This window comes from Rhodanobacter humi (assembly GCF_041107455.1).
GTDB lineage: Bacteria > Pseudomonadota > Gammaproteobacteria > Xanthomonadales > Rhodanobacteraceae > Rhodanobacter_A.
On the sequence record NZ_JBGBPY010000001.1, the window covers coordinates 1,383,016 to 1,407,172 of the forward strand.

General features: G+C 62.5%; 19 protein-coding genes. 10 read left to right on the forward strand and 9 right to left on the reverse strand.

Features of this window, described 5'->3' with window-relative positions:
* Window positions 1-303: 303 nt before the first annotated feature.
* A complete protein-coding gene (locus AB7878_RS06140) occupies window positions 304-537 on the reverse strand; it encodes a hypothetical protein (RefSeq protein ID WP_369493508.1) in 234 nt (77 codons plus the stop codon).
* Window positions 538-877: 340 nt separating this feature from the next.
* Here AB7878_RS06140 and AB7878_RS06145 point away from each other — a divergent pair, with 340 nt between their 5' ends.
* The 4 genes from AB7878_RS06145 (at window position 878) to AB7878_RS06160 (ending at window position 4,288) form a co-directional block, all read left to right on the forward strand.
* Window positions 878-1,507 (forward strand): GntR family transcriptional regulator, encoded by a 630-nt coding sequence (locus AB7878_RS06145; protein WP_369493509.1) that lies wholly within the window; start codon window positions 878-880, stop codon window positions 1,505-1,507.
* Window positions 1,508-1,676: 169 nt separating this feature from the next.
* A complete protein-coding gene (locus AB7878_RS06150; protein WP_369493510.1) occupies window positions 1,677-1,820 on the forward strand; it encodes a benenodin family lasso peptide in 144 nt (47 codons plus the stop codon).
* A 48-nt stretch (window positions 1,821-1,868) separates the two neighbouring features.
* Window positions 1,869-2,546, forward strand: a complete 678-nt coding sequence (locus AB7878_RS06155; RefSeq protein ID WP_369493511.1) for a lasso peptide biosynthesis B2 protein — start codon at window positions 1,869-1,871, stop codon at window positions 2,544-2,546.
* On the forward strand, window positions 2,546-4,288 hold the full coding sequence (locus AB7878_RS06160; RefSeq protein ID WP_369493512.1) for an asparagine synthase-related protein: 1,743 nt from the start codon (window positions 2,546-2,548) through the stop codon (window positions 4,286-4,288). The genes AB7878_RS06155 and AB7878_RS06160 overlap by 1 nt, the downstream gene beginning before the upstream one ends.
* Here the strand turns inward: AB7878_RS06160 and AB7878_RS06165 are convergent.
* Together AB7878_RS06165 and AB7878_RS06170 are read right to left on the reverse strand one after the other, a co-directional pair.
* Window positions 4,211-6,382 carry an Atxe2 family lasso peptide isopeptidase gene (locus AB7878_RS06165; protein WP_369493513.1) on the reverse strand — a complete coding sequence of 724 codons (2,172 nt, stop codon included), beginning with the start codon at window positions 6,380-6,382 and terminating at the stop codon, window positions 4,211-4,213. The genes AB7878_RS06160 and AB7878_RS06165 overlap by 78 nt on opposite strands.
* 5 nt (window positions 6,383-6,387) lie before the next feature.
* Window positions 6,388-8,790 (reverse strand): TonB-dependent receptor plug domain-containing protein, encoded by a 2,403-nt coding sequence (locus AB7878_RS06170; RefSeq protein WP_369493514.1) that lies wholly within the window; start codon window positions 8,788-8,790, stop codon window positions 6,388-6,390.
* A gap of 223 nt (window positions 8,791-9,013) precedes the next feature.
* Between AB7878_RS06170 and AB7878_RS06175 the strand changes: the two genes are divergently transcribed.
* Together AB7878_RS06175 and AB7878_RS06180 are read left to right on the forward strand one after the other, a co-directional pair.
* The gene (locus tag AB7878_RS06175) at window positions 9,014-9,256 is read left to right on the forward strand and encodes a helix-turn-helix domain-containing protein (RefSeq protein ID WP_369493515.1); all 243 of its coding nucleotides are present in this window, start codon (window positions 9,014-9,016) and stop codon (window positions 9,254-9,256) included.
* Between the two features lie 185 nt (window positions 9,257-9,441).
* The gene (locus AB7878_RS06180) at window positions 9,442-9,777 is read left to right on the forward strand and encodes a helix-turn-helix domain-containing protein (protein WP_369493516.1); all 336 of its coding nucleotides are present in this window, start codon (window positions 9,442-9,444) and stop codon (window positions 9,775-9,777) included.
* Between the two features lie 519 nt (window positions 9,778-10,296).
* On the opposite strand, the gene AB7878_RS06185 is transcribed toward AB7878_RS06180, so the two are convergent.
* Window positions 10,297-10,539, reverse strand: coding sequence for a hypothetical protein (locus AB7878_RS06185; protein WP_369493517.1), 243 nt, complete (start codon window positions 10,537-10,539; stop codon window positions 10,297-10,299).
* A 269-nt stretch (window positions 10,540-10,808) separates the two neighbouring features.
* On the opposite strand from AB7878_RS06185, the gene AB7878_RS06190 reads away from it, so the two are divergent.
* Complete coding sequence (locus AB7878_RS06190; protein ID WP_369493518.1) at window positions 10,809-11,129, forward strand: DUF3761 domain-containing protein; 321 nt, start codon at window positions 10,809-10,811, stop codon at window positions 11,127-11,129.
* A 551-nt stretch (window positions 11,130-11,680) separates the two neighbouring features.
* Here AB7878_RS06190 and AB7878_RS06195 read toward each other — a convergent pair.
* The 5 genes from AB7878_RS06195 to AB7878_RS06215 all read right to left on the reverse strand — a co-directional run bounded on the left by AB7878_RS06195 (window position 11,681) and on the right by AB7878_RS06215 (window position 21,010).
* Window positions 11,681-12,088 carry a hypothetical protein gene (locus AB7878_RS06195; protein WP_369493519.1) on the reverse strand — a complete coding sequence of 136 codons (408 nt, stop codon included), beginning with the start codon at window positions 12,086-12,088 and terminating at the stop codon, window positions 11,681-11,683.
* Window positions 12,069-13,004 carry an RHS repeat-associated core domain-containing protein gene (locus AB7878_RS06200; protein ID WP_369493520.1) on the reverse strand — a complete coding sequence of 312 codons (936 nt, stop codon included), beginning with the start codon at window positions 13,002-13,004 and terminating at the stop codon, window positions 12,069-12,071. The genes AB7878_RS06195 and AB7878_RS06200 overlap by 20 nt, the downstream gene beginning before the upstream one ends.
* Before the next feature lie 145 nt (window positions 13,005-13,149).
* Entirely contained in the window at window positions 13,150-18,993 is a 5,844-nt protein-coding gene (locus AB7878_RS06205) for a hypothetical protein (RefSeq protein ID WP_369493521.1), read from the reverse strand.
* Window positions 18,994-19,195: 202 nt separating this feature from the next.
* Window positions 19,196-20,362 (reverse strand): helix-turn-helix domain-containing protein, encoded by a 1,167-nt coding sequence (locus tag AB7878_RS06210; protein WP_369493522.1) that lies wholly within the window; start codon window positions 20,360-20,362, stop codon window positions 19,196-19,198.
* A 6-nt stretch (window positions 20,363-20,368) separates the two neighbouring features.
* The gene (locus AB7878_RS06215) at window positions 20,369-21,010 is read right to left on the reverse strand and encodes a hypothetical protein (RefSeq protein ID WP_369493523.1); all 642 of its coding nucleotides are present in this window, start codon (window positions 21,008-21,010) and stop codon (window positions 20,369-20,371) included.
* Between the two features lie 206 nt (window positions 21,011-21,216).
* On the opposite strand from AB7878_RS06215, the gene AB7878_RS06220 reads away from it, so the two are divergent.
* From AB7878_RS06220 to AB7878_RS06230, 3 genes are read left to right on the forward strand one after another with little or no spacing between them, the layout of a single operon-like run.
* Window positions 21,217-22,590 carry an FAD-binding oxidoreductase gene (locus AB7878_RS06220; RefSeq protein ID WP_369493524.1) on the forward strand — a complete coding sequence of 458 codons (1,374 nt, stop codon included), beginning with the start codon at window positions 21,217-21,219 and terminating at the stop codon, window positions 22,588-22,590.
* A gap of 31 nt (window positions 22,591-22,621) precedes the next feature.
* Entirely contained in the window at window positions 22,622-23,440 is an 819-nt protein-coding gene (locus tag AB7878_RS06225) for a hypothetical protein (RefSeq protein ID WP_369493525.1), read from the forward strand.
* Window positions 23,437-24,048 (forward strand): uracil-DNA glycosylase family protein, encoded by a 612-nt coding sequence (locus tag AB7878_RS06230; RefSeq protein WP_369493526.1) that lies wholly within the window; start codon window positions 23,437-23,439, stop codon window positions 24,046-24,048. The genes AB7878_RS06225 and AB7878_RS06230 overlap by 4 nt, the downstream gene beginning before the upstream one ends.
* Window positions 24,049-24,157: the final 109 nt, after the last annotated feature.

Consider the following 24,157-nt stretch of genomic DNA (forward strand, 5'->3'; position numbering starts at 1 on the left):
GAGCATCGTGTCAACAAGCAAGTTTTTACGAGATTGATACCGACAAGTTGGTCACGGATTGCCAGCACCAAGTTCAGAAATTGCTGGAATGGTCCGCGTCATTACCGGGGTGCGCATTGCAAGGCGCGACGGCTGTCGACTGCCACTTGCTCGGTCATCTGGTTCTTGAGGTACGTGACGTATCCGTAGTGAATGGCTGACAAAGGTCCAGACCCATGTGTCGTCTGGTCTGGTGGGATCTGCGTCGAGAAGCGCACAAGCGTGCGGCCCACCCTGCCCGGCTTTCTTCTTTGGGTGGGCGATCTACACCGGCGTGTCCAGCACCGCCTGAATCGCCGCCTTGTCGTGGCGCGACAGCGCCTCGGCCTTGGCCTGCGCATCGATGTAAGCCTGACGCAGCCGCGCGATCTCTTCCTCGCTGCCATTGCCGCGCTTGGCTGCCCAGTAATGCCGGAAAATCTCGCCAGCAGCGCGGTGCAGGTGCTCCAGCGCTCTCTCAAAATCCACGCCTTGGTTGATGCCGTTGTCATGGATCATGGTCGTTCTCCTTGGCTGTTGAGTGAGCTTGCTTCGATAGCTTGCCGATCGCCTGTCTCACCGTTTGCTATCACGCCGGCTTCGGCCTGCGCGCAGTGTGTGCGGCCATGCCGAGTGCATCGTCAACACCTTCCACCTCACCGGATAGGAGGGTGAGGAAGAACGGGACGGAAGCACAAGGGGGCTGTCACTTCCACATAGAAATTTAAGTGACCGACCCAGTTTTCGTGACCCAGGTTCGGATTCCGCGCACCTTCGCCGCAGCACCATGCGACGTATTCCGTAAGATCTTGTAACATCCGCTTCTGGAGTCAACCATCCGCAGACATGGAGTTGAGCTATGGATGCGACCCACTCCAAGAGTGCATTCGTGTATGGACAGGTCAGACGCGCCCTGCGGTCAGGACGCTATGCACCCGGGCAGCGGATCGATCCCGCCACGCTCGCCGTAGAGTTCAACACCAGTCCCACTCCGGTCCGCTTCGCGCTGTACCGTCTGGTCGGCGAAGCCCTGATCGCCGATCACGCCCGCGCCGGACTGCACGTACCGTTGCTCACCGAAGTCGCACTGCGCGATCTCTACGACTGGATGGAACGCCTGTTGCTGATGGCATGCGATATCGGCGTGGCGCCAACGGCACAGGAGACCGGAACGCTGGAGATCGCGTCCGCCGACGACGATCTGGTCAAGTCGACATGGCAACTGTTCGACACGATCGCCCGCGCGACTGCCCACCGATCCCTACACCACGCCGTGAAGCAGGCCAACGACCGGCTGGCACCGATACGCCGGGCCAAGCAGGGACTGATCGAGCACGGCTTCGAAGAGCTTTCGGAACTGAACCGGCACTGGCAGGCACGCGACATTCCGGCCCTGAAGTCCGCGCTACGCGACTACCACGAACGCCGGAAGCAACTTGTTCCGTGCATCGTGGCCCTGCTGAACGACCGCAGCGATTTCCTTCACTAGCGCTCGTCGACCGAAGAAGCATCGCATCAGAATCCGGTATGGCGTGACGATCATCACGCCCCGGAATAATCACCGGATGACAGCGCAGTAATCATTTGAAAATCAAAATTTCCGCCTCCTACGCTGCCCGCGTCATGGGACTGCCATGACGCGACCGCAGGAGATCGAGATGAACACGAACGAGAACACCCGCAACAACGCGTCGGAAGAAGTCATCGTGCTCGGTGTTGCGAGCGTCGAAACCCAGGGAGGCCCCGCAACCGGCGAGGGGATCGGCGCCGGCCCCGTTCTTCCGGGCATTTCCGAAGATTGACCCCCAAGGGGCGCGCTGAAAAGCGCGCCCCTCTTCAGGGGAGCGACGATGATCAGGCATCTGAATGCGGACATATCGTTCTGCGAACTCGATGGCCGGCTGTTCTTCTTGGATATCCAGAACGACCGATACTTCCAGCTTTCCAGAGCACTCGAGCGCAGCCTTCTCAGCTATCTGGAAGACCCTGACGATGCGGGCGCCGACATCGGTGGGCTGGTCAAGCGCAACCTTATCCCGCTAACCACGGCAGCAGGGTGCGACGGGGCCGCAACGGACCTTGCCATCCCCAACGAGAGTGCGATTGAAATGCCCTACCCCGATAGACGGGTCCCCTTCGATGCGGTGCGAGATATCTTTCTTGTGGTTGCCATGACGCGTTGGCAACTGAAAGTACGGCGCCTGAAACCCATCCTCCAGGCCCTGAGCGACTACCGCAACAACAGAACATCGCCGCTTGTCCGCGATCAAGCCAAACTCCGGCAGCATTTGTCAGAAGCTGCGATCGCATTCAACCGTGCGCGCCCCTACGTACCCATCGAAATGAGCTGTCTGATCGACTCATTGTCGATGGTCAGGTTCCTCGCCAAGCGCGGTTTGCATGCCCACCTCGTCATGGGAGTGGCGTGCGATCCGTTCTCCGCTCATGCCTGGGTGCAACACGGTCCGCTGGTATTGAACGAAACCGTTGGGACGGCCCAAGCGCATGTCCCGATCCGGGTGATCTGATGTGCTACCTCTATATCGCCTTGTCTGGCAATTCTGTCGGCCGTCCGGAAGCTTCCGAATGGTCGCTCGCAGGTCCACTGCGGGACCTGGGCATGGAATGCCGCGGCCGCGTCGGTGGCGTCGTACTGTTTGCACCCAAAGAGACCCCTACCTTGCATTTGCCGGGCGGCGGCATACTTCTCGGCGACCTGTATGACGAGGGTGGTAGGCCCGTCAACGATCTGGTGGATCTTCAGCATCTGTCGACGCAGTCGACACTTCGACAGCATCTTCTCGACCACCACTGGGGCGAATACCTGCTGTTCCAGCCCACCGAAGAAGAAGTAAACAGCACCACCCTCATGCGTGACCCCTCCGGCGGCATCGCGTGCGTCTATTCGCTGCAACACGGCAACGGATTCATCACCTCCGACTTGGCGATAGCGTCAAGCCTCGGCCTGCATCGCGATCGGATCGATTGGGATTTCGTGCGGCACAGTCTGATCTATCCGCACATGAAGATATCCCGTACTGGTCTTGCCGAAATCAGCGAACTGCTGCCCGGCTGCGTCCTCTCGATGGGCGGGAAAAAGACATCCACCAGCATGGCCTGGTCCCCGTGGCGCTTCGTCTCGCCAACGGGCCGGCAGAGCGACCCCATCACGGCGGCGCGAATGATTCGGGAGGTCACCACTTCGGTGATTCACGCCATGGCTAAGACCGACCGCACCGTGCTGCTCGAGCTCTCTGGAGGATTGGATTCGTCGATCGTCGGCGTCTGCCTGTCGAATGCGAACGCGCGAGTTGCCTGTTGCACAGTCATCACACCGTTACCAGGCGCCGATGAACGCAGCTACGCAAGCCAGATTGCAGAGCGGCTCGGCATCGAGCTGCTACAGCAGCCACTCGACTATGCAGATGCGGACATCGATTTTGAACTGCCGAAGCACTCACCGCGACCAGCGGTCTGGGCCCTAGGCCGTGCAGTCGCTCGTGCCATGGACAATGCAGCGGAGTCGCAGGGGGTGAACAGCCTGTTCTCTGGAGGGGGCGGCGATACGGTCTTCTGTTATCTCCGATCCGCCGCGCCTGCAGCCGACGCCTTCAGGGCGCGCGGGTTGGCAGCAGGCTACAAGGCCATCGTCAATCTGAGCAGGCTGCATGGATGCACCGTAACAAAAGCAGCGCGGCTGGCGCTGCGGAAGCTGTCCCTCAACCCTAGGGCTCCGTACAAACCGGATTACTTGTTGTTGCCACGGACCGACGAGATTTCCCCTCTGGAACTCCACCCCTGGTTCTCTGCACCATCCAATGCGCTTCATGGCGATCGGGAACGGATCTTCGACCTCGCCGGCAACCAGATGTTTGCGGACGCCACGCTTCGTGCCGGTCATCGAAGAGTGCGAATGCCGCTGCTCTCTCAACCGGTGATGGAGGCCTGTCTCCGCGTTCCCTCCTGGATGTGGATATCGGGCGGCCAGAACCGGACCGTCGCCCGAGCCGCATTCGCCGCGCGGCTTCCGCAAGACGTGCTGGAGCGGCGCAGCAAAGGCACCTTCATGAACTACACCTTCGCTGTGTACCGCAAGAACAAAGAAGCGATCGGCCGCTTCCTGCTGGACGGCCATCTCCGCTCCCGCGGCCTGCTGGATCCGCACAAATTGAATCTCTTTCTGGAAAGTCCACTACCAGCCCGCGACCATTCGTTCATGCGCATCTTCGACCTGTGCATGATCGAGAACTGGGTAAGAAACCATGCCTAACCGGGAGCCGCGAAGGCCGGTAGCCGACCGCCTCTCCTGCGTGTGCTCCCGCATGACACGCCAGCGCATGTACCGTGCCCTCTTCGAGGGCGCCGGATCCTCGTAGCCCTGCAACCAGAATCGGAACCAGTCGAGGTTCCTTTCGTACACGGCGAGCTTGTGCTTTGGCTGGAACTTCTGATGCGACTCGTTCGGGAACACGTAGAGGTCCGCCCGATGCTCGCGAATCAGCGGAATCTCGTAGTCCAACCCGTACACGTACTCCTGTTCGGGTGTCTGCATCAGGATCGGCGCGCGGATGCTGTCCAGGTTGAATACCGGCGAGAGCACCTTCCAACGCTCCGGCGTCTCGCTTGGCGAACCCAGTCCCCACATGTCGTGCAGGCCGTCGAGGAAGGTTTTTTTGCCCTTCAGGCTTCTCATCAGGTAGTAGAGAGGCGACATCACCGGACTGGCCACCGATGCGGCGGCCAGCACATCCGACTTCATGACCGTCCACATCGTCACCTCGCTGCCGAAGCTCAATCCGCCCATGCCCACCCGCGCACGGTCGACCTCACCCTGCCCGGCCAGCAGATCTATCACGCTCTCTACCGCTGCCAGTCCCTCCCCATACCGTGCGACCGCGTCCATCGTGTAACCCGGCCGCCGGTTGATGCACAGCGCTGAAATACCAGCCTGCGCCAGGGAGACCAATGGCCATTCGTCCCCCAGCCCACCACGTACGAAGCCCGGGCAACTGTAGTAAGTGATGAACAATGGCGCCGCCCCGGTGCCGCTGCGTCGCGCCGGATAGAACTGGCCCGTGAACCATCGGCCCTGCTTGTCCTTCCACCGCAGCAAACGCACCGGAACCTTGGCCATGTCCATCGCGAGCGCCTCGTTGGGATCGAACAGGACACGACGCTGCCCGCTTTCCAGATCGACCCTCTCCAGCCGCGGCGGACGATCGGCTTCTGCCGTCACGCACACCAGCGCCTTGGCCGAGACACCACACTCCGATGCTGGATCACGGCCGCCATTGATCAGCCCTTTGGCCTCCACGACCAAGCGCACCTTCCCGGTCTCGACATTCCATCGAAAGATCGACTGCGCCAGACCCAGGCGGGGATCGGTGACGGTGAACAGCACTTCGTCATGCCCCGGACGCCATTGAATCCCCGTGATGGCCTTCCCCGTGCACCATTCCGACTCGCATGTGATGGCCCTCCGGGCGTGCCCACCAGGAAGCGCCGAGAGCAAGACATCGGGCCGATACATCTGCCCTTTGCCGTCGCCGACACGTGTCAGCCAAGCCGTCCTGCCGCCATGCGGGTCGCGGACGGATTTCCATGGGTCGCCAGCGACGCCGAACTTGCCCGGAGCCAGCGATGGCGCGGCAGGCACGTCCGGTCCCGCGACTACCCGCCTTGCTCCCGTGGCTAGGTCGATCTCCATCCAACGATCCGGCACGCCGGACAGCAATGGAGCATCGCCATCGGACCAACCCTTGTCACTGAAGCGCTGCGTCGCCATGCGCCCACCGACATAACTGGAGCGGAACAGCTCCTGGCCAACCGGCACGGTGGCGTCAATGTGGATGCCGTGGTCGTACTCGGCCTGCTCCGCCGACCGGACCTCCTCGCGGGTCGCGCCGACGCTGTACCTGAGCACACGTCCGTCCTTGCCCAATGCAAAATCGCGTACGTCCGCCGCGTCATGCGTGATGGGTTCCGCGCCCGAGCCGTCCACCGCCGCACGCCACACATCGAGCTTCCCATCGATCATGGCGCGGTAGTAAATCCAGCGATTGTCAGGGGACCACACGACGGTAGCTGGCAGAGAATCCCCTACGTAGTCGCGCAGAACCGCGCCACCCTCCCCGATCCGGTGAGGAAGCGACGCTCCATCGGCATCCTGCACATACCAGAACGCATCGTAAGTGTTGCGCTCAACCGAAGCCTGCTCGACCCGGAATGCCACCAGCTTCCCATTCGGAGATACGACAGGGCCACTGAAGTCGGCCACCTCCAGCAGGTCGCGAGGCTCGACCGCCCGGGCATGGGCGACATACGAGAGCCCACTCATGAGCACAAGAATTGGCAAGATCTTCATCGTCGTCACCAGTGCTTGGACAAAGAAAGGCTCAGGAGACGGCCGACTGCCGAATAGTTGGTCGAGTCATAAGGCGTATAGGTCAGCGAGGTGACGGCATACAGCGGCGGCGCACGGTCGAGCAGGTTCTGCGCCGACAACTCCAGCGCCACATTCGACCATGCGTCATCGCGCGCGCCGGTGTCATAGCGCAACATGGCGTCGAAGGTGGTGAACGAGGCGCCCTTCCTGCCGTCGGCAGGGTTGGTCACCCCGCTCTTGTAGTTGCCGAACAGCGAAGCGGTGAAGCCACCTTGCTGCCAGACTGCCCCGATCCGGCTGTTGATCCTGGCCGGATTGAACAACGTGCCGGCCAGGGCGTAAGGGCTTTGAGCTGCTGTCAGAGCCTGGGAGCTATCCAACCAACTGGCCGAGCCACGGACCACCAACCGCCCTGAGCCCAGGTCGAACCGATACGATCCCGACAGGTCGAGCCCCTTGACCCGTTGTCGGGATGCGTTGACATACCTGCTGTCGATGATCGCCACGACCTTGCTGGCGTCGTAAGGCACTCCAACGGCGTTGATGAAGTTGCTCTTGGCGATGTTCGCAAGCGCTGCGGCCTGAACCGCCGCGGCGGGTTCGTAATCGACAAAACTCGCGTAGATCGGATTGCCGAGCACGTTGTTGTTGGCCGTGGTGATGGGCTGCACGACCCGCGCGTTGTAGTCGATATCGAACCAGGCCAAGTCCATCTCGAGGCCAGACAACGCCTCCGGATGGAATGCCAGCGAGGCACTCCAGGTCCGTGCCCGCTCCGGATGCAGGTCCGCGTTTCCACCCGACAGCCACAATGCCGTGGCATCCACGGGATAACCACGCCCCAGCGTCGCCGCCGGATAGTAGACGGCGAACTGGGTGTAATAGCGCTGCACGAGCGTAGGCGCCTTGAACGACTTCCCCCAGGTGGCCTTCAACGAGAAATCGGCGCTGGGCGCATAGATCACACCGAACTTGGGCGTGGTCACCCTTCCGTAATCGCCATCTTCGGTGCGGACCGCACCTGTCAGTTCAATCCGCTCGATTCCGCCGATGCCCTGCTCCGGCCCCACCAGCGGCAGGCTCAACTCGGCGTAGGCAAAACGGCTGCTTTCATCGCCATTGGCGTAGACCGTGTTACCGCTCGGATACTGAAAATCGTTGTACCGGTAGCCGGCACCCGTAGCGAGCCTCGCTTCACCGCCTGGCAGCGTGAACAACGGTCCTTCTGCGCCGATTTCATAAGCCAGGATCTTGTTGATGAACTCGCTGGCGTTGCGCCCGGTGATAGCCCCGTTCGCCCTGCTCACCGCCAACTGGACCGATGAAGCCTTGTCTTTTCCCACATCCCCGCCGAACGTGAGCGTCCAGTCGCCTGGCAGCCATACGTCGAGACTGGGCGCCACCGTGGTGACACTGGTCGCCGTCCTGCTGGGGTAATAGGCGCTGGCGTACGCCTGTGCGGTCATGATGTTCCGCTCGCTCCTGAGCGCATCCAGGTGCAGTTCGACGGCATCTCCCAGCGACTGGTGCAGGCTGAGCAAACCGCTGCGAAGGTCGTTGCCCTGCCACAGCGTCGAAGACCGGTACATCGACTGGGTGTAATCACGCTGGTCGGAGTAGATCGGATCGTTGGAGGTTTTCTCCCCCGCCACGATCAGGCCACCCGTAGCCCACGCAGTGCCGGCGGTGGCGTTGTATTCGTGGGTGATCAGCCCGCCGTCGGTGGCGCCGCCATAACGCGCGCCCACGGTCACGCCGTCGAAGTCGCGCTTGAGGATCACGTTGGCCACGCCCCCCACCGCGTCGGACCCATAGATGGCCGAGGCGCCGTCCGGCACGATCTCCACGCGCTCCACCGCCTCCAACGGAATGGCACTGATGTCTACGGCCTGGGAAAACCCGCCGTAGGACAGGCGGCGACCGTTGAGCAGGGTCAACGTCGCATCCGGCCCTAACCCGCGCAGATTCAGGCCCGAGCCCCCGGTGACGTTCTGATTGCTGGGGTCCCCCTGAATCGCCCCTACTGTCACCCCCGGGTTTTGGCCGCCGGAGAAGTTCTGCGGCACGCTGCGGATCAGCTCGCCGAGGTCGGTGAAGCCTTCCTGCTGGATCTGCTCGCTGCCGATGGTGATGACCGGCGACGGCGTGTTGCCGCCGCGGATGCGCGTGCCAGTGACCGTGACGGCTTGCAGGTCGGTGGCCGCTGGCGGTGTGGATGTGCCGGCCGGTTTCTTCGGGTGCGTCTTGGCCGGAGCGTCGGTCACTGGCGCCCTGCCCTGCGCGGTCGTGTCCTTCGTGGCGTCCTGAGCCATGGCCCACTCGCCGGGCCCGATGGCGGCGGCGAGCAAGGCGATGGAAATGGCATTGCGTAGCGTGCTTGTCTTCATGCTGCGTCCTTTGCTTTCCCCTGGGTTGGCCCTCTTCGCGTGCCGGCCCAGTCGTGTTCCTGGGTGCGCACTGTCGTCGGGCGAGGCCGGTTGCGTGTGGCTTGCGCAGGCGGCTGCCACAGCCGATCAGGCACAGATCCGCAGCCACAACCGATATGTAGCATATATACAGTAGATTTATATTCTGTAGATTGCAAGACAGTAGAGGCGGAGGCTTGACTCCATGCCTTCCAAGTCTCTGCACGCATTCCCATCAAGCGCTCGCTCTCACGTCGCGGCGAACATTCGCCGTCAACGCAAGGCCAAAGGCCTGAGCCAAGAGAAGCTCGGTGAATTGGCTGAGCTGCATCGCACCTACGTGTCACAGCTCGAGCGCTGCAAGGCCAACATCTCTATCGACGGCCTTGAGCGGATCGCTCGGGTTCTGGGGGTGGACGCCGCCGAGTTGCTCCAGCCCCCTGCGTAGAGGGATGGCGCCTTAGGGACCCCAGCGAAATTGCCGCCACTTGGAGTGTCCACGCCCCAAAGGTCGTCTAGCCTGAGGCGACGGCCGAGGTCGCATGCGGACATCGGGGCCAAGGCGACGTGCAGGGGGATACATCCCTTCTATTGGAGGCACCAGCCACCCGCGCTGCACAGCGTGACCGTCCTATGGCGTTCGCACCGACCGAGCGGGATGTAGAGTTAAAAGAAGTAGATTTATACTCTGTAGAACGCAAGCCGGTAGATGGTCAGGCTGGAGGCATGCCTTCAAAGTCCTCGCCGCGATCCCTGCCAAAAGCACGCGCCCGTGCTGCCGCGAATATTCGCCGCTTACGCACAGATCAAGGACTCAGCCAAGAGCAACTGGCTGAGGCAGCAGAGTTCCACCGCACATACGTCTCGCAACTCGAACGCTGCGTTACCAACATCTCCGTCGATGGCCTCGAACGGCTTGCTCAGGCTCTGGGAGTGGATATCGTCGAGTTGCTGCAACCCCCAGCGTAGGAGAATGCTGCGGTTGCGTCAGATTTCCCAGGATGTCGCGCAGACGACGAGCTCGCGCGGTTGACCAAGAACTTCAAGGGCTTGGGTAAACGCAAGCGCTGACGATCTAGGCGGCCTAGAAAAATCCGCCATGGCTGCCGCGAGTGGAAGCGCTAAAGGCACGGATTTGCGGCACTTGGATTTGTGCCCCCGTCGTCGGTTCCACCTGACTTTCCGTGCCGGCTGGCTTACGCCTGGCAGCTTGGTCGGATCGGGCCAGACTTCGGGAGCAGCTTGATTCTGCCGCAGCATCGCAGTTAGCGATGTAGGAAACCCCCTCGCAGAACGTCAGCCACGGCAGGTAATCCGACCAAGGATCAAATCCGGGGTCCGTGCGACGTACGACTTGCAACGTACAACCGAGCAGCAACCGCGAGAGCAATGTGCGTCTGTAGCGGCTGGCGAGTGAGCTGTGCGCGAGTGGCCACTATCCGGGCCGACGAGGTGTGCGCATCCACTTGTTATGTGCGATACCCGCAGTCAAGCCACGGCAGTGTCGTCAGACTCGGCGTTGGGGTGAGCATAGTGGCCCAAGCGAGTCGTACGTTCCGGACTGATCAGATCCACCGAGGTGGTTAAACCAGTTCGAGCGTGCTGGTCCCGCGCCAGCTTGCGCGCCTCGGTGATGGCTCGCGCCAAGGTAAGGCGGCTCGCCAAGCAGGTTTGCTCGCGGCAGATGTTCCACTGTCCATCGTCAGTCTGCTGCAGGGTGTAGACGATCATCGGCCACCCATCCATATGAGAAAGGCCCCCTTACGGGGGCCAGTGAACCGTGCAAGGGGGATTGCGACGGCTCGGGGCGCTCGGGGCATTGGCGAGGACCCACACTTCCCGGGCCCGACTAATTTGCAGCGCTCGCGACCAAGCAGCTATCGGAAGACGCTGCGCAACGGCGTAGGCAAAATCTGACATCATGCTGCGGTCAGACTATATTGCCCCACGTACCAAGGGTGCGCGCTTGTCGACGCATACCGGCAAACAGGGGAAAACTCATGTACCGGCAACTCATCCTGGCCACTGCGCTTGGCTTGGCCTGTGTCTTTGCTACAGCCGCACCCGCCTACCGGCTCGCACCGTCCCAGCCAGCGCAGCCGACGCAGCAGCGGCCGACAGCACCCGCACACGATGACCGTCTGATCGAGCCGGGAAGCTACGTCAACAAAGCCGGAAACACAGTCCACCGACCCGCGCACACCGTGTCAGGCAATGCCCCCAACGGAGCGACAGCTCAATGCAGGGATGGCAGCTACAGCTTCAGCCAAAGCCATCGAGAGACGTGTTCGCATCATGGCGGCGTGTCGCGCTGGCTGTGAACTTCCTAGCATCTGCGATGCCTTGGCCACCGCCGCTCAGCTCGTACGCACTGTCGGCTTACTGATCGTGCCACTCACGCTGCACGAAGATACGACGTTCGATCATGCCTGCGCTTTCAGATGATCACGCTGACAATCGTAGGCCGGAATGTGATTTGATCCAGGGCAAGTCGCTCTAAAAGGCCGTAGCCATTGGCACCCGTTTCGCGCATCGGGCCGCACGCGGACCGAGCCATCAAGGGCTGGGCCTTGAGCCCATGACTCTGTGCAACGCACGACGCGCACGTGGGCGGACTCCACGATGACCGATGAGTGTTTGGCAAGCAGCAAGGGCCGCGGGCGCGGCCCTAACCAAAATGGTGACTGGAGCGATCTTGGCACCGCAGGAAACACAACGGCAGGTGGCCAACGGCAACGCGAGGCATTCATTTGCGTATTGCCATAGCACTGACCAGAGATTGCCAGCGCAACTGACCAGTTCCGGCGCAGAACCTGACCACCACCCGCGAGCCGAGGATTTGGCGAAGAAACTGGGGTGGCAAGTCGTGCAGCTATAAATTGGGAATGTTCGAGGCGACATCCGAAAGGAACGCTACAGGCCCATAGACAAAGGTCTTTAGCTCATTCGTAAATAGGGCGGCCCATGTTTTAGAAGGTGGGAGGGCGGCGACCTCAAAATGAGAAATTATGTCCCCTTTGAGGTGATTGAATGAGTAAAAATTAAGATAGATCGATACCGGAGGGAATTCAATTTTGATTGACTCCAGCTCATAGATCGTGACGCCAGTGTCTCCGCGCATGATTGCTGCATTCGCAATGGCATTGAAGGTCGTGGCGTCCATTCCCAGCCCGCCAAATAGCTCAAGTTCGCCCCAGTCTTTGCAATTCAGTGCGGCCAGGCCATATCGCGCAGATAATTTTGCGCTCAGTTCGTCTGCCTTATTGGTCATTTTCTTCATACCGCACTTTGGTCGTAGTCGAGGTGTTGGGCTGATTGACCTGAATAGTGGGGCGGTCACTAGTAGAGAAAGACCTTGCGCTGACCGTTGAACCATCGCTGTGCGTGCCGACCTGTACGGTTCCTCGTTCAGTCTCGACGGCCTTTACCGCCGCGCCCTTCATTGCGGAAGCTGTGTCACTGCGAAATTGCTTATTTCCGCCGCTCTTTACGATCTGTCGGACATTACCTTTGACATCATCCTTAATTGCATTTTTGGCCAGATTTGTTACGACCTTTTCACCAGTCTGGCTCGTCACCTTGTCAATTAGGATGATGGTTTTCACTGCGCCGACGAGTTCGCCTAGACCGGAGGCTGTCAGCATTATTCCTACGCCAGTTACTCCAACGGTGCCGCCTATCTTGTCAGCTTCTTGTGGATGATCGTTAGCCCATTTTCCGTAGCTCTGAACCATCTGGTCACAAGTCACTCCGTCAGCGCATCGACCGTCAGGATCAGTGCGATTGATTGGATTGTTGTTTACGTAGGCATACCGATTGAAACTGTAGATATTGCCCGGACTCGGCCCCACCGGATCCGGACTCAAGAACCGCCCGATCGACTGATAGTACCGCGCCTGCATGTACACCAGCCCCGTCTCCGGGTCGTTCACGTGTCCGGTATAGCCCGGCCCGTCCGGCGGACTCCCCAGCGACGCCACCGAGCTGCCGTAGGGCGTGTAGTCGTAGCGCGCGATGACGTTGCCCGACGCGTCCGCCTCCACCAGCGGCGTACCCTGCGGATCGGTGTAGACGTAGGTCACCGTGTCCGTTTGCGCATGGGCTTGCAGCCCCAAACCCAACCAAAGGCCGAACAGGCACAGGGAGCGAATGACGCGCTGACTGATCTTCATCGTGTGTCCTTTCTCGATCGTCATGGCCGTATCACGGACAAGCCATGGCATAGACGTAACCCGATGCATATAGACATGCATGAGCGATCAAACATATTGCGAAGCGTCATGCGTGACGCTATCGCAATGGCCTCACGCCTCGGCGACGACCTCATCATCGTCGACGGTACTAATCCCAACTGGTCCAAGGCGAACACCCGCTGCTATTGCATGCCTCCACTCGGAAGGAGCGCACGGGGCCGGTATAGGCGCCCGTCCACGTTGTGCTGGATCCCGAGTACATCTGGGTGATAGTGGCGCCACTCTCTTCTTGCACCACGTACGTCGTTGCATTGGGCTCTGCGGTCCAAGTGAGCGATGCAAAAATGTGCCCACTCGCGCCGGGGGTTTGTTTCACCGTGAGCGTAGGCGTTGCAGGAACCAGTGCCACTGCAACCGTACCGGCACCGCTCCACGGCCCACACCCACTCGCGTTGCACGCCTGCACCCGGTACGCGTAACTGCCGTCGCCGCGACCACTGGTGCCCCAACTGGTCGCATTGCTCGACTGCACCGTGCTCCAGCCACCGCCGTTGGCGCTCTCCTGCAAGGTATAACTCGATGCCGTCGCCACCGCGCCCCAGCTCACCGTGTAGCTGCCGTTCGTGCTGCTACCCGGCACGCTCAGGCTCGGCGCGCTGCCTGGTGGCAACAGCACGTTGGTCGTGCCCGTGCCACTCCACGGCCCGCAGCCGCTCGCGTTGCAGGCCTGCACGCGGTATGCATAGGCTCCGGTGGCTTGGCCGCTGGCACCCCAGCTCGCCGCACCGCTCGACTGCACCGTGCTCCAGCCGCCGCTGTCGATGCTGATTTGCAGCGTGTAGCTGGTCGCCGTGGCGACACCACCCCAGCTCACCGTGTAACTGCCGGTGGTGCTGCTGGCTGGCACACTCAGGCTCGGCGCGCCGGCGGGCGGCAACAACACGGTGGTCGTGCCGGTACCGCTCCACGGCCCGCAGCCGCCCACGTTGCAGGCCTGCACGCGATAACCGTAGCTGCCGTTGCCCCGACCGCTGGTGCTCCAGCTGCCATTGCCGTTCGACTGCACTGTGCTCCAGCTGCCGCCGTTGACGCTCTCTTGCAAGGTGTAACTGGTCGCCGTGGCCACACCACCCCAGCTCACGGTGTAGTTGCCGTTGGTGCTGCTTACCGGCACGCTGAGGCTGGGGGCACTCGTCGGCGGTAGCGTCACCACCAGCGTGCTGCCAGCTTGCCACGCCGTGCACACCGAGTTGCCGGCCGTGTCATTGCAGGCCTGCACGTGGTACGTGTAGCTGCCGTCAGCCAGCCCGGTCAGAGCCGCGCTGGTGGCCGTGCCGCTGTACACCGTCGCCCAGGTGCCGCCACCATTGCTGCTCTGCTGCAGGGTGTAGCTCGTCACCGGCGACGCCGCCGTCCAGCTCACCGTGGCACTGCCCGTATAACTGGCGGCCGGCACACTCAAGGTCGGCACCGGTGATGGCACCACGCCGTAATTGGTGTTCACGCTCACGGCCGCCGAGGTCGCGCTCCAGCCCGCCGTGCCATAGGCATCGCTCGCCTCCACCTGGTAGGTGTAGCTGCCCGTCGTGGTGCCCGGCCGGCTGATCGAGGTGGCGGTGGTATTGGTCGCGACCGCGGCCCACGCACCGCCATTGAGGCTTTCCTGCACCGTGTAGCCTGTCGCACCTGTCGCCGCCGTCCAGCTCACCGTGTAGGGGCCGTTGATGGTGCCGCCCGGTACGCTGACCGTCGGGATCGCCGGCCAGACGCCCAGCGTGGCCGAGGTCGTCCACCCGCTGCAGTTGCTGCTGATGCAGGCCTGCACCCGGTAGACGTAACCGCCAGCGGCCAGGCCCGACACCGTCGTGCTGGTCGCTGCACCGCCGTACACCGTGCTCCAGCTGCCGCCACCGTCGCTGCTCTGCTGCAAGGTGTAACTGGTGGCGGCCAAGGCGCTGCCCCAGCTCACCGCCGAGCTGCCGGCGGTGGGATTGGTGCCGAAGCTGATGGCGCCGGGCTGAGACAGCTGCACGTGGTCGTGCCGGGCGACCAGGTGGGTGCCCAGGTAGATGAAGTTGGTGGTCGTGGCCGTACCGGGAGCGTACTGATACATCAGCTGGCCGGCTTGATCGTAGAAGTAGTACGTGGGCGAGCTGCTCGCCGGCTGCTTCACCACCCGCCGCCCCGCGGCGTCGTAGGTGTAGCTCTCCACGCCCGGCAGGCTGGTCAGCTGATGTTTGGCATCGAAGGCCAGCGTGGTGCTGTTCTGGGCGATCGTGTCGCCTTGTGCGTTGTAGCGGAGACTGTCGATCGTGCTGGCGCCCTGGGTGATGCTCGCCAGCTTGTTGGTAGCGTCGTAGTTGTAGGTCAGCGTCTGGCCGCCGGTCAGCCGGGTGCGCAGGTTGTTGATCGGATCGTAGGTGTAGCTTTCCGTGCCGTAGAGGTTGGCGGCGGTCGCACTGGTCAGGCGGTTCAGGTCGTCGTAGCCGAAGCTCTTGGTGCGCAGGCCGCTGGGGTCGGTCACCGCCGTGATGTTGCCGTCGGCATCGTAAGTGAGCGCTTCCTGCAGATCCGTCGTACTCCCCGTGCCGTCACTGAAGCCGCTGGTGAGCAGGCGGGCGTTTTGCGTGGCGGCATAGATGCGGCCGTTGCCGTAGGCGAAGCTCTCCACCTGACCGTTCGGGAAGTAACCGACGCCGGTGGCGTAGCTGCCCGCCTGCGTGGGGCGGCCCCAGGCATCGGGCGCGTAGCTCACGCTTTCGCTCGTGCCGGTACCGGCCGGGTAGCTCACCGTGGCGCGGTGACCGTAGGCGTCGTAGCCGTAGCCTAGCGCCCAAGTGAAGCCGCTGCCGGCCACCTGCAGGCTCTCGCCCGTGAGCGAACCTAAGCTGTTGTAGGCAAACCCTTGCGTGGCGACACCCGAGACGGCGGTGTGCACGCGGCCCAGCGCATCGTAGGTGTAGGTCGTGCCCTGCGTGCCCGCAGGCGGCGCGATCGTCAGCACGCGGTTCATCGGGTCGTAGCTGCGCGCGGTCTGTACGGCGGCAGCCACTTGATCCTGACCACACCCGCTCTCGGTGATGGTCTGGCCTTCGGCGCTCCACGCGAGGTTGTTCGCGCCGTCGTAGGCCATGACCGTGCTGCCGGTTTCAGGCTCGGTGGTGCGGCACAGGCGGTGGTAGCTGTCATAGATCAGCGTCTTGGTGACGCTGTCCGTCTCGGTGCCGTAGCTGCCCGATTGGGTGATCGCGGTCGGCTCGCCGTAGATATCGCGCGCGATGCCCTGGCTCACGCCGTCTGGAGCGCTGATCGACCACGGCGCGCTGTATACGGGCTGGTCGAAGGCCTGGAAGTAAGTCGTGGTGACCTTGCCTTTCGGGTCGGTCACCTGGGTGCCGGGGCCGCCCACATATTGGGTGGTGGTGGTCAGCAGGCCCAGCTCCGAGTCCTGCTGGCTCTGGGTCAGACGACCCAGGGCATCGTAGGTGCGGTGCGTGCCCGTGGTGATCGCCGACAGATCCGGGCTACCGGCCTCCGGATACGCGGCGAAGGTGGTCAGGCCGCGCCAGTCGTAGCCGGTGGCGGTGCTGATGTCCGCGCTGCCATTGGAGGTGTCGTCCAGCACCGGGCGCAGCTCGGCATCGAAATACGTGGTGTCGGTGGCACTGCCTTGGGTGACCGTGCGTCGCCAGTGGCCAGCGCCCACGCCGCGCTCCGCACCGGTCACGTAGGCGTAGGTGAACACCTTGGGATACCACTGCGCACTGTCGATGCTGCTGTCGTAGGGGTAGTTGATCTGCGCGATCCGGCCGACCGCGTCGTAGCTGTAGCCGGTGGTGTGGCCGGACTGGTCAGTGATCGCCGTGATCTGGCCGAGGTCATCGACGGCCAAGGTCTCGTTGGTGCTGTCGGGATAGGCGATGGTCCGCGGAATGCCGCGGTAGTAGTTGCTCAAGCTGGTGGTGTGGTTGTCGCCATCCTCAAAACTGGCCAACTGGCCGGCGCTGTTCCACGTGTAGTTCATCAGCGTCTCGCCGAAGCGGGCGCGCGCGGTCAGTTCGTCCAGGCTGTTGTAGGTGTTGTGCGACTCCACTTCGCCCGTGCCCACGTTGGTCACGGTCTGCGGCAGGCCCAGCACCCACAGATTCGTGTCGTTGAGGTAGGCCGTGGTCTCCTCGATCGGCGATTGCCCGGCGATGTCGTTGTAGCGCTTCACGTCGGTGGGCTGCGCGTAGGCGTCGAAGGCCAGCGCCTGCCAGGTGTAGTTCTGGCCTTCCTGGGTGATCGTGCGCTGTTGCAGCGGCGCATCTTCCGTGGTCTGCGCGGTGTTGTCGCGACCCTGCAGATCGACACCATACGAAGTCGGCCACGGGCCTCCCGTGGGATTGGCGTAGAGGTTGGCCACCGAACGTAACACCGTGCCGCCAGCCGCGCCGCTGTAGTAGTCCGTGCGCAGCAGCTGCCCCTCGGTTGCATCGAAGCGGTTGCTGAAGGAGTAACGTGTGGCGTTGCCGCCTGGATCGGCGACGTCGGTATAGACCGCCGTGGGACACGTGCCGCTCGTCGCGCAGGGATCGTTGTCCCAGCTCTCGTTCATCGGCGAGTAGCTGTAGTTCCAGCTCTCCGTGGACACGCCGGCGCCCGACACCACCTCGCTGGTCATCGAATACTGGGCGTAGTACTCCGGATAGAGGGAGGCTAGGTATCCCGATCCGTAGCACTCCCAGTGAACGTAGGAACGCCCGTGTAGCATCGGTGTCAAGGTGAACGTGGCAGTCAAACCCGAAGGGTGCGTGATGCTGCCGGTCACGGTGCCCGTCGGCAAGGTAGGCAACGTTTTGGACTGGCAGAAACCGCCATCGTTCGGCTGGATGATCGGCGCCCCCGAGAAGGCGACATCGAGGCCACTCAAGTTGTATGACCAAGCACTGCCGTCGGGTAGCTGCACGCCGGTCAACCGGTCATTGGCATAACTGTAAGTCCACGTGCGGGGCGTGGCGTTGCTGGCCTGTACCGTCACCGTCTGCACCAACGGCGTGCCCGGCACATAACTGAGCGCCACCTTCCGTCCATCACTCGCCGTGATATTCGAGAGATAGCCTGTGCTCGGATCGTAGTTGTAGGTCAGCGTATTGCCGAAGCGATCCTGGATCTGTGTGACGTACATCAGAGCGTCACTGCGATACAGAATGTTGCTGGTCGCCATCATGGGGTGAGGGCCGCTCTGGGCGGATGTGTACGTCGACGGCGGAGGCGGGGTACCGTACGGCTCGGAAAGCATTGCCGCTGGGCGATAGACCAGATGCGCGAAGGTGTAGCGCGTGCCGTCGGGCGCGATCGCGATGAAACCTTCGCCACCGTCACTGGCGGTGACGCCGCAACCGATCATCCAGTTGTTCTTGGTGACGATCGAAAAGCTCATCCCGCTCATCGTGGGTGTGAGCGTGTTCGCCGTGGCGCGTGGCATCAATTCCTGACTGCCCTGTCCGGGGATAAGCAGGTGGTAGCCGTACCAAAACTGCTCCGGCGCCCATGAGCTACCACCGCCGACCGTAGAGGGCGCGTATGGCGGAGGCGTGAAGTTGGTGCAACGATTCGCGTCGCCCGCCATCGTGCCGGGCGTCGATGTCTTCCAACCCATCGTATTCGCCGTGATGGTCTCAATGCGCGGGATAGCCAGATCCCAATCGCCGAAAGGATAGGGTGCACTGACCCCAGACCCGGCCCACACCTCGGATGCCAATGATCGACCCAGCCGTATCGTTGGGCCATTACCCGGCAAACTGACGTCGGTCTCCTCGAACGACAACGTGCCGTCGTACAGGCTGATGTTCTCGCCGAACGGGTGCGCACCCAGCGGCTGGATGTCCTGGTTGACCTTGATGAGTTGCTTGTATTCGTCTTCCGGGGTCACCGTTTGGGCGTGGCACCAGCCCGACAGCACCAGCATCGCCACTGCCCACAGGCAGTTCCCTTGCCAACGTGCACGCATCGTGTTGTCCCCATGAGACCGCGCGTTGCGCGCGGTGCTTTTTTTAGAACTACTGCCACTTGGAGCATCGCGTCAACAAGCAAGTTTTTGCGACACTACCCGCCGCAATCAGCTTCGATAGCACGATGGTCAGGAAGTCACGGCACGATGTTCAGTCATTCCCGAAATGACTGGCAGCCGTTATGGGAAGGGACGCTAATTCTTAGACAAGACGCAGTCTCGCCTTCTTACTAGAAGATGGCTTGGTGGTTGAGCCCCCCCCGCTTAGCACGTTCAGCATCAACCCGAAGGTGAGTTCGTTGATTTCGTTTGGCTCAATATCTAGTTGACTGGCAACAGATGCCTTAGTCGTACCCTCCTGGCGCAAGACCGAGAACACCTTCTCCAGCAACAAAGACCGTTCATGAGGCACACCCTCAGGCTCGCTCTTCCGAAACCCTGCCTCAGCCAATTGGATGCATAGAGTGCGGTAAGCCCAGTCTGTCGTCAGTCCCAACGAATGCAACCGATAGTTCAAGGCAGCAACCGAAACCGACCAGTACTTCTTGTGCTTGATCAGCGCGGGCAGCGTTGCAACACGTGGTGAGTTTGCCAAAACACTTCCACGTGGCATCAAGAACGCGGAGGCGAATGCATTTGCCTCCCGTTCGAGCTCCGGCCCTTGCGTTTGACCGTGCTTGTGCAACACCAAGTGACCAAGCTCATGCGCAGCATCGAACCGACAGTGCTCCGCCGACTTGTAAGTGTTCAGGAACACAAACGGCTTACCGCCATTCCAGACCGAAAAAGCATCAACCTCTTTGGCGTCAATTGCCAGAGAATAGACACGGATACCCTTCGATTCCAACAAAGCAATCATGTTCTTGACGGGCAGCTCACCCAGCCCCCAGTGCGCCCGAAGCGTCTCCGCCGCAGCCTCTGGATCCTGACTACCCGTGTGACTTGGGTAGTCGTCGGAGCTATCTATCGAAGACGAGTCCCCCAAGTCAGCATCAAGTGCCACGTGGTCACGCCCTAGATCTGGGACGTCAGGGATCGGAAGGTCAAATTTTGATTCAATCCAATCGTTGAGCATCAATGCAATCGACCCGGCTCCCAGCGCAGAATCGCGTTGCTTTGCACTCATTTTTGAAAGTGATCGAAAGCTGGCGGCATCAGGAGTGAGCAACTCCGGAACGTCACCCAAAAAGAACGCTTCGGGAAACCGAAGCGCGTCAGAGATCTTCCGAATGGTGGGTGTTTCTGGCTCTTGCGTTCCGCTTTCATAACCAGTGATAGATCGTTCGCTTACACCCACACGTTCTGCAAGCATCTTTTTAGTCATCCCTCGCCTCCTTCGGGCAAGGGCAAACCTTTTTTCATTGAACATAGGCAGTTACTCGACCTTACGATGGACCTCGAAATCGATATCAGGCGTTTCGGGTAAAACGATGTCATCGAAATCATCATCAAACGACAGCGGAGTAAGGATGATGCGCTCCGACCATTCGATGATTTTGCCGTCTGAATCCATATCCAACGGCCTCGAGAGCTCAATGCGTCTCTCCTTTCTCTTGGGGTCAAAGTGATGGAGCAAGACCCAAGTGTCGAGCACAGAAGGGGCGGACTGTGGCGGCAACATTTCGGCAAACATGTCGGCCTGCCGGTTCGCATCGACTGCCTTCACGGTGTAGCGACCCTTAGGTGATTTGTTTGAAGGATGGCCCGCTTCGATCCCGGTTCCCTCATCTCCTGACGCAACGGCAATACCCAGCGTCTCGCACCCATTGATCACCAGCTCATAGACGCTGGAGTCAGATCGATGCCAGCCCATAGGCCTGAGCAAGTTGCGAAGAGACGCGACGACCTCAGCCCACATCACAATGCCTGGGTAGATGCGCGGGTGGTTCCCGGTGAGTCTTGCAGCATGCACATGCGCAAGACGGAGAGCCTCGACTAGCACCTCTTCCGCCAATTCCATCTGCGCCAATCGCTCTTCTACCGCTTGCGGCTCGACGTACACGACGTTTGTCTTCATAGATCTCGCTCAGGTCAACTGGATTGGAAGTCCCCCTGCTTCCTGAAATCCTCCCTCATTTGCGGAAGAAAAACAAGAAGTACACGCCGTCGGCTCAGTAGCACCTGAACGCTCGCGCCAGTCTCAACACCTGGAACCGCGCAGCCGCTCGCGTTGCACCTCACATCACCCGCGTGCCCCCCGATGCACAGCGTTAAACTGCCGTGATGCCACTACCCCTTACCCTGTTGAACCTTCTACACGAAACCTTTCCACAAGGCGCCGTGTCCACGGCTGAGGTCGAACGCCGCGCCTACGCCCACGACAACTCGCGCCATGCGCAGATACCCGATGCGGTGGTGTTTCCCACCACGCACGATCAGGTGGAAGCACTGGTACGCGCCTGCCGCGAGCATCGCGTGCCGCTCACCGCGCGCGGCGGCGGCACCAGTTCCACCGGCGCTTCGGTGCCGATGGCGGGTGGCGTGGTGGCGTGTTTCACGCGGATGAACCGCATCCTGCGCATCGCGCCGGACGATCGCCTCGCGGTGGTCGAGCCGGGCGTGACCAACGAGGCCTTGCAGCAGGCGCTGGCACCGCACGGATTTTTCTGGGCGCCCGATCCCGGTTCCGCGCCGTGGTGCGCGGTGGGCGGCAACCTCGCCTGCAACGCGAGCGGGCCGCGCGCGGTGAAGTACGGCAGCACGCGCGACAACGTGCTGGGCCTCGCCGCCGTGGCGGGCACGGGCGAGAGCTTCCGCGCGGGCACGCACACCACCAAGGATTCCACCGGCTACGACCTGACGCGCCTGCTGATCGGTTCGGAGGGCACGCTGGCGCTGATCACCGAGACCACGCTCAAGCTCACGCCCCGACCCGCCGCGGTGCGTTCGCTGCGCGCCAGCTACACCGACGCGGGCGCGGCGGCGCGCGCGGTGGCGCGCATCATGGCGCAGCCGGTGACGCCTTCCGCGCTGGAGTTCATGGATGCGCTGGCGCTGAAACTGGCGCGCGACCATCAGCCCGAGGCCGGCGTGCCCGAGGCGGACGCGCTGCTGATGATCGAGGTGGACGGCGAGCCGGAGACGCTGGACGTGGCGGCCCATGCGGTGGCCCGCGCCGCGCGCGGCGACGGGCTGACCGATCTCGTGGTGGCGACGGACGCCGCGCAAACCGCCGCGCTGTGGGCCGCGCGCAAGGCGCTCTCGCTCGCCCAGCGCGCCGCCACGCAGCACAAGGTCAACGAGGACGTGGTGGTGCCGGTATCCCGCCTTCCCGAACTGGTGAATGGCGTGCGCCGGCTGGCGGAAAAACACGCCGTGCCCATCGTGAGCTTCGGCCATGCGGGCAACGGCAACCTGCACGTGAACTTCCTGCCGCGCGACGTGGACGAGATCGAGCGCGCCTACGCCGCGCTGCCCGAGTTGTTTGCGCTGGTGATCGCGCTCGAGGGCACGCTGTCGGGCGAGCACGGCATCGGCGTGGTCAAGCGCGAGTTCATGCCGCTGGCGCTGCCGGCCGCCACGCTGGACCTGATGCGCGGCATCAAGGCCGCGTTCGATCCGGACGGCATCCTCAATCCGGGCAAGCTGCTACCGTAGCTGCCGCTCATCCATTCGGCAGGGGAACTGCATGAAGCGTGCGTTGCTTGCGGTACTGGCGGTGCTGTGCCTCGCGCTGAGCGCATGCAGCCAGCAGGCGCTCATCGGCAAGCTGGAGCCCAAGGCCGAGTCGTCCACAGCCAAGGCCATCATCGACCAGTTGCGCAGCGGCGAGTTCGATGCGGTGAAGGCGCGGCTCGACCCGAAGTACCTGAGCCCGGACATCGGCGACAAGTTGCACGAGCTGGCCGCGGCGTTTCCGGAAGGCCAGCCGGAGTCGGTGAAGATCGTCGGCGCGTATACCTCGTATTTCAGCAAGCTCGGCTCGCCGCAACAGGGCGCCGTGTTCAACCTGACGTATGAATACGAATTTCGCGACGCCTGGGTCGTCGCCAACGTCGTGCTTGAACGGCAGCACGACAAGCTCATGATCGAAGGCCTGCACGCCAAACGCATGGCCGACTCGCTGGAAGCCAGCAACGCATTCACCTTCAAGGGCAAGGGCATCACGCATTGGCTGATGTTCGCGCTGACCGTGGCGGACATGCTGCTGTGCCTGTACGCCTTCGTGCTGTGCCTGCGCACGCCGATCGCGCGGCGCAAGTGGCTGTGGGCGCTGTTCACCCTGCTCGGCGTGACCACGCTGCGTTTCGACTGGAGCAGCGGGCATTTCGCGTTCCAGCCGATCAGCGTGCAGTTGTTCAGCGGGTCGGCGATGGCGCAGCCTTACGGGCCGTGGGTGCTGGGCCTGTCTATCCCACTCGGCGCGATCTGGTTCCTGGCCGTACGGCGCAGCCTGATCGCCGCTTCCGCGCCGCCCCCGCTGCCGGATACCGCCGTCTCGCCATGACTGCATCTGCCCACCGCGACACCATCGCGTTCGAGTCGCTGCTCGCCGAAGTTCGCGCCTGCCGCCTGTGCGAGGCGCACCTGCCGCTGGGGCCGCGCCCCGTGCTGCAGGCGTCGCTGCAATCGCGGCTGCTGATCGTGAGCCAGGCGCCGGGGCGCAAGGTGCACGAGACCGGCACCCCGTTCAACGACGTCAGCGGCGACCGCCTGCGCGAGTGGCTGGGCGTCGACAAGAGCGTGTTCTACGACGCCGACAGGATCGCCATCGTGCCGATGGGTTTCTGCTTTCCCGGCACCGGCAAGGGCGGCGACCTGCCGCCGCGCCCGGAGTGCGCACCGACCTGGCATCCGCGCCTGCTGCCACGCCTCGCGCAGGTGCGGCTGACGCTGGCGATCGGCCAGTACGCGCAGGCCGGCCTGCTCGGCGAGCGGCGCGGCCGCACGCTCACCGATACCGTGCTGGCCTGGCGCGAGCACCTCGCGCGCGGCGTGCTGCCGCTGCCGCACCCCAGCCCGCGCAACCGGCTGTGGCTCACGCGCAACCCGTGGTTCGAGGCGGAGTTGTTGCCGGTGCTGCGCGAACGCGTGGCCGCGGCCTTGCGCGACTGACCGGACCGCGCTGCGGCGCGCCTTGCCGCCTCGCCGAGGCTTCCTCTAACCTGCCGTGATTCGACGCATGGCCACGGGATCGTCCCCGGCCGCACAGGGGATGCATCCA

Excerpts from the sequence above, each read along its gene's own strand:
- AB7878_RS06140 (WP_369493508.1), bottom strand. The coding sequence starts at position 537 with ATGATCCATGACAACGGCATCAACCAAGGCGTGGATTTTGAGAGAGCG.
- AB7878_RS06145 (WP_369493509.1), top strand. The coding sequence starts at position 878 with ATGGATGCGACCCACTCCAAGAGTGCATTCGTGTATGGACAGGTCAGA.
- AB7878_RS06150 (WP_369493510.1), top strand. The coding sequence starts at position 1,677 with ATGAACACGAACGAGAACACCCGCAACAACGCGTCGGAAGAAGTCATC.
- AB7878_RS06155 (WP_369493511.1), top strand. The coding sequence starts at position 1,869 with ATGATCAGGCATCTGAATGCGGACATATCGTTCTGCGAACTCGATGGC.
- AB7878_RS06160 (WP_369493512.1), top strand. The coding sequence starts at position 2,546 with ATGTGCTACCTCTATATCGCCTTGTCTGGCAATTCTGTCGGCCGTCCG.
- AB7878_RS06165 (WP_369493513.1), bottom strand. The coding sequence starts at position 6,382 with ATGAAGATCTTGCCAATTCTTGTGCTCATGAGTGGGCTCTCGTATGTC.
- AB7878_RS06170 (WP_369493514.1), bottom strand. The coding sequence starts at position 8,790 with ATGAAGACAAGCACGCTACGCAATGCCATTTCCATCGCCTTGCTCGCC.
- AB7878_RS06175 (WP_369493515.1), top strand. The coding sequence starts at position 9,014 with ATGCCTTCCAAGTCTCTGCACGCATTCCCATCAAGCGCTCGCTCTCAC.
- AB7878_RS06180 (WP_369493516.1), top strand. The coding sequence starts at position 9,442 with ATGGCGTTCGCACCGACCGAGCGGGATGTAGAGTTAAAAGAAGTAGAT.
- AB7878_RS06185 (WP_369493517.1), bottom strand. The coding sequence starts at position 10,539 with ATGATCGTCTACACCCTGCAGCAGACTGACGATGGACAGTGGAACATC.
- AB7878_RS06190 (WP_369493518.1), top strand. The coding sequence starts at position 10,809 with ATGTACCGGCAACTCATCCTGGCCACTGCGCTTGGCTTGGCCTGTGTC.
- AB7878_RS06195 (WP_369493519.1), bottom strand. The coding sequence starts at position 12,088 with ATGAAGAAAATGACCAATAAGGCAGACGAACTGAGCGCAAAATTATCT.
- AB7878_RS06200 (WP_369493520.1), bottom strand. The coding sequence starts at position 13,004 with ATGACGATCGAGAAAGGACACACGATGAAGATCAGTCAGCGCGTCATT.
- AB7878_RS06205 (WP_369493521.1), bottom strand. The coding sequence starts at position 18,993 with ATGCGTGCACGTTGGCAAGGGAACTGCCTGTGGGCAGTGGCGATGCTG.
- AB7878_RS06210 (WP_369493522.1), bottom strand. The coding sequence starts at position 20,362 with ATGTTCAATGAAAAAAGGTTTGCCCTTGCCCGAAGGAGGCGAGGGATG.
- AB7878_RS06215 (WP_369493523.1), bottom strand. The coding sequence starts at position 21,010 with ATGAAGACAAACGTCGTGTACGTCGAGCCGCAAGCGGTAGAAGAGCGA.
- AB7878_RS06220 (WP_369493524.1), top strand. The coding sequence starts at position 21,217 with ATGCCACTACCCCTTACCCTGTTGAACCTTCTACACGAAACCTTTCCA.
- AB7878_RS06225 (WP_369493525.1), top strand. The coding sequence starts at position 22,622 with ATGAAGCGTGCGTTGCTTGCGGTACTGGCGGTGCTGTGCCTCGCGCTG.
- AB7878_RS06230 (WP_369493526.1), top strand. The coding sequence starts at position 23,437 with ATGACTGCATCTGCCCACCGCGACACCATCGCGTTCGAGTCGCTGCTC.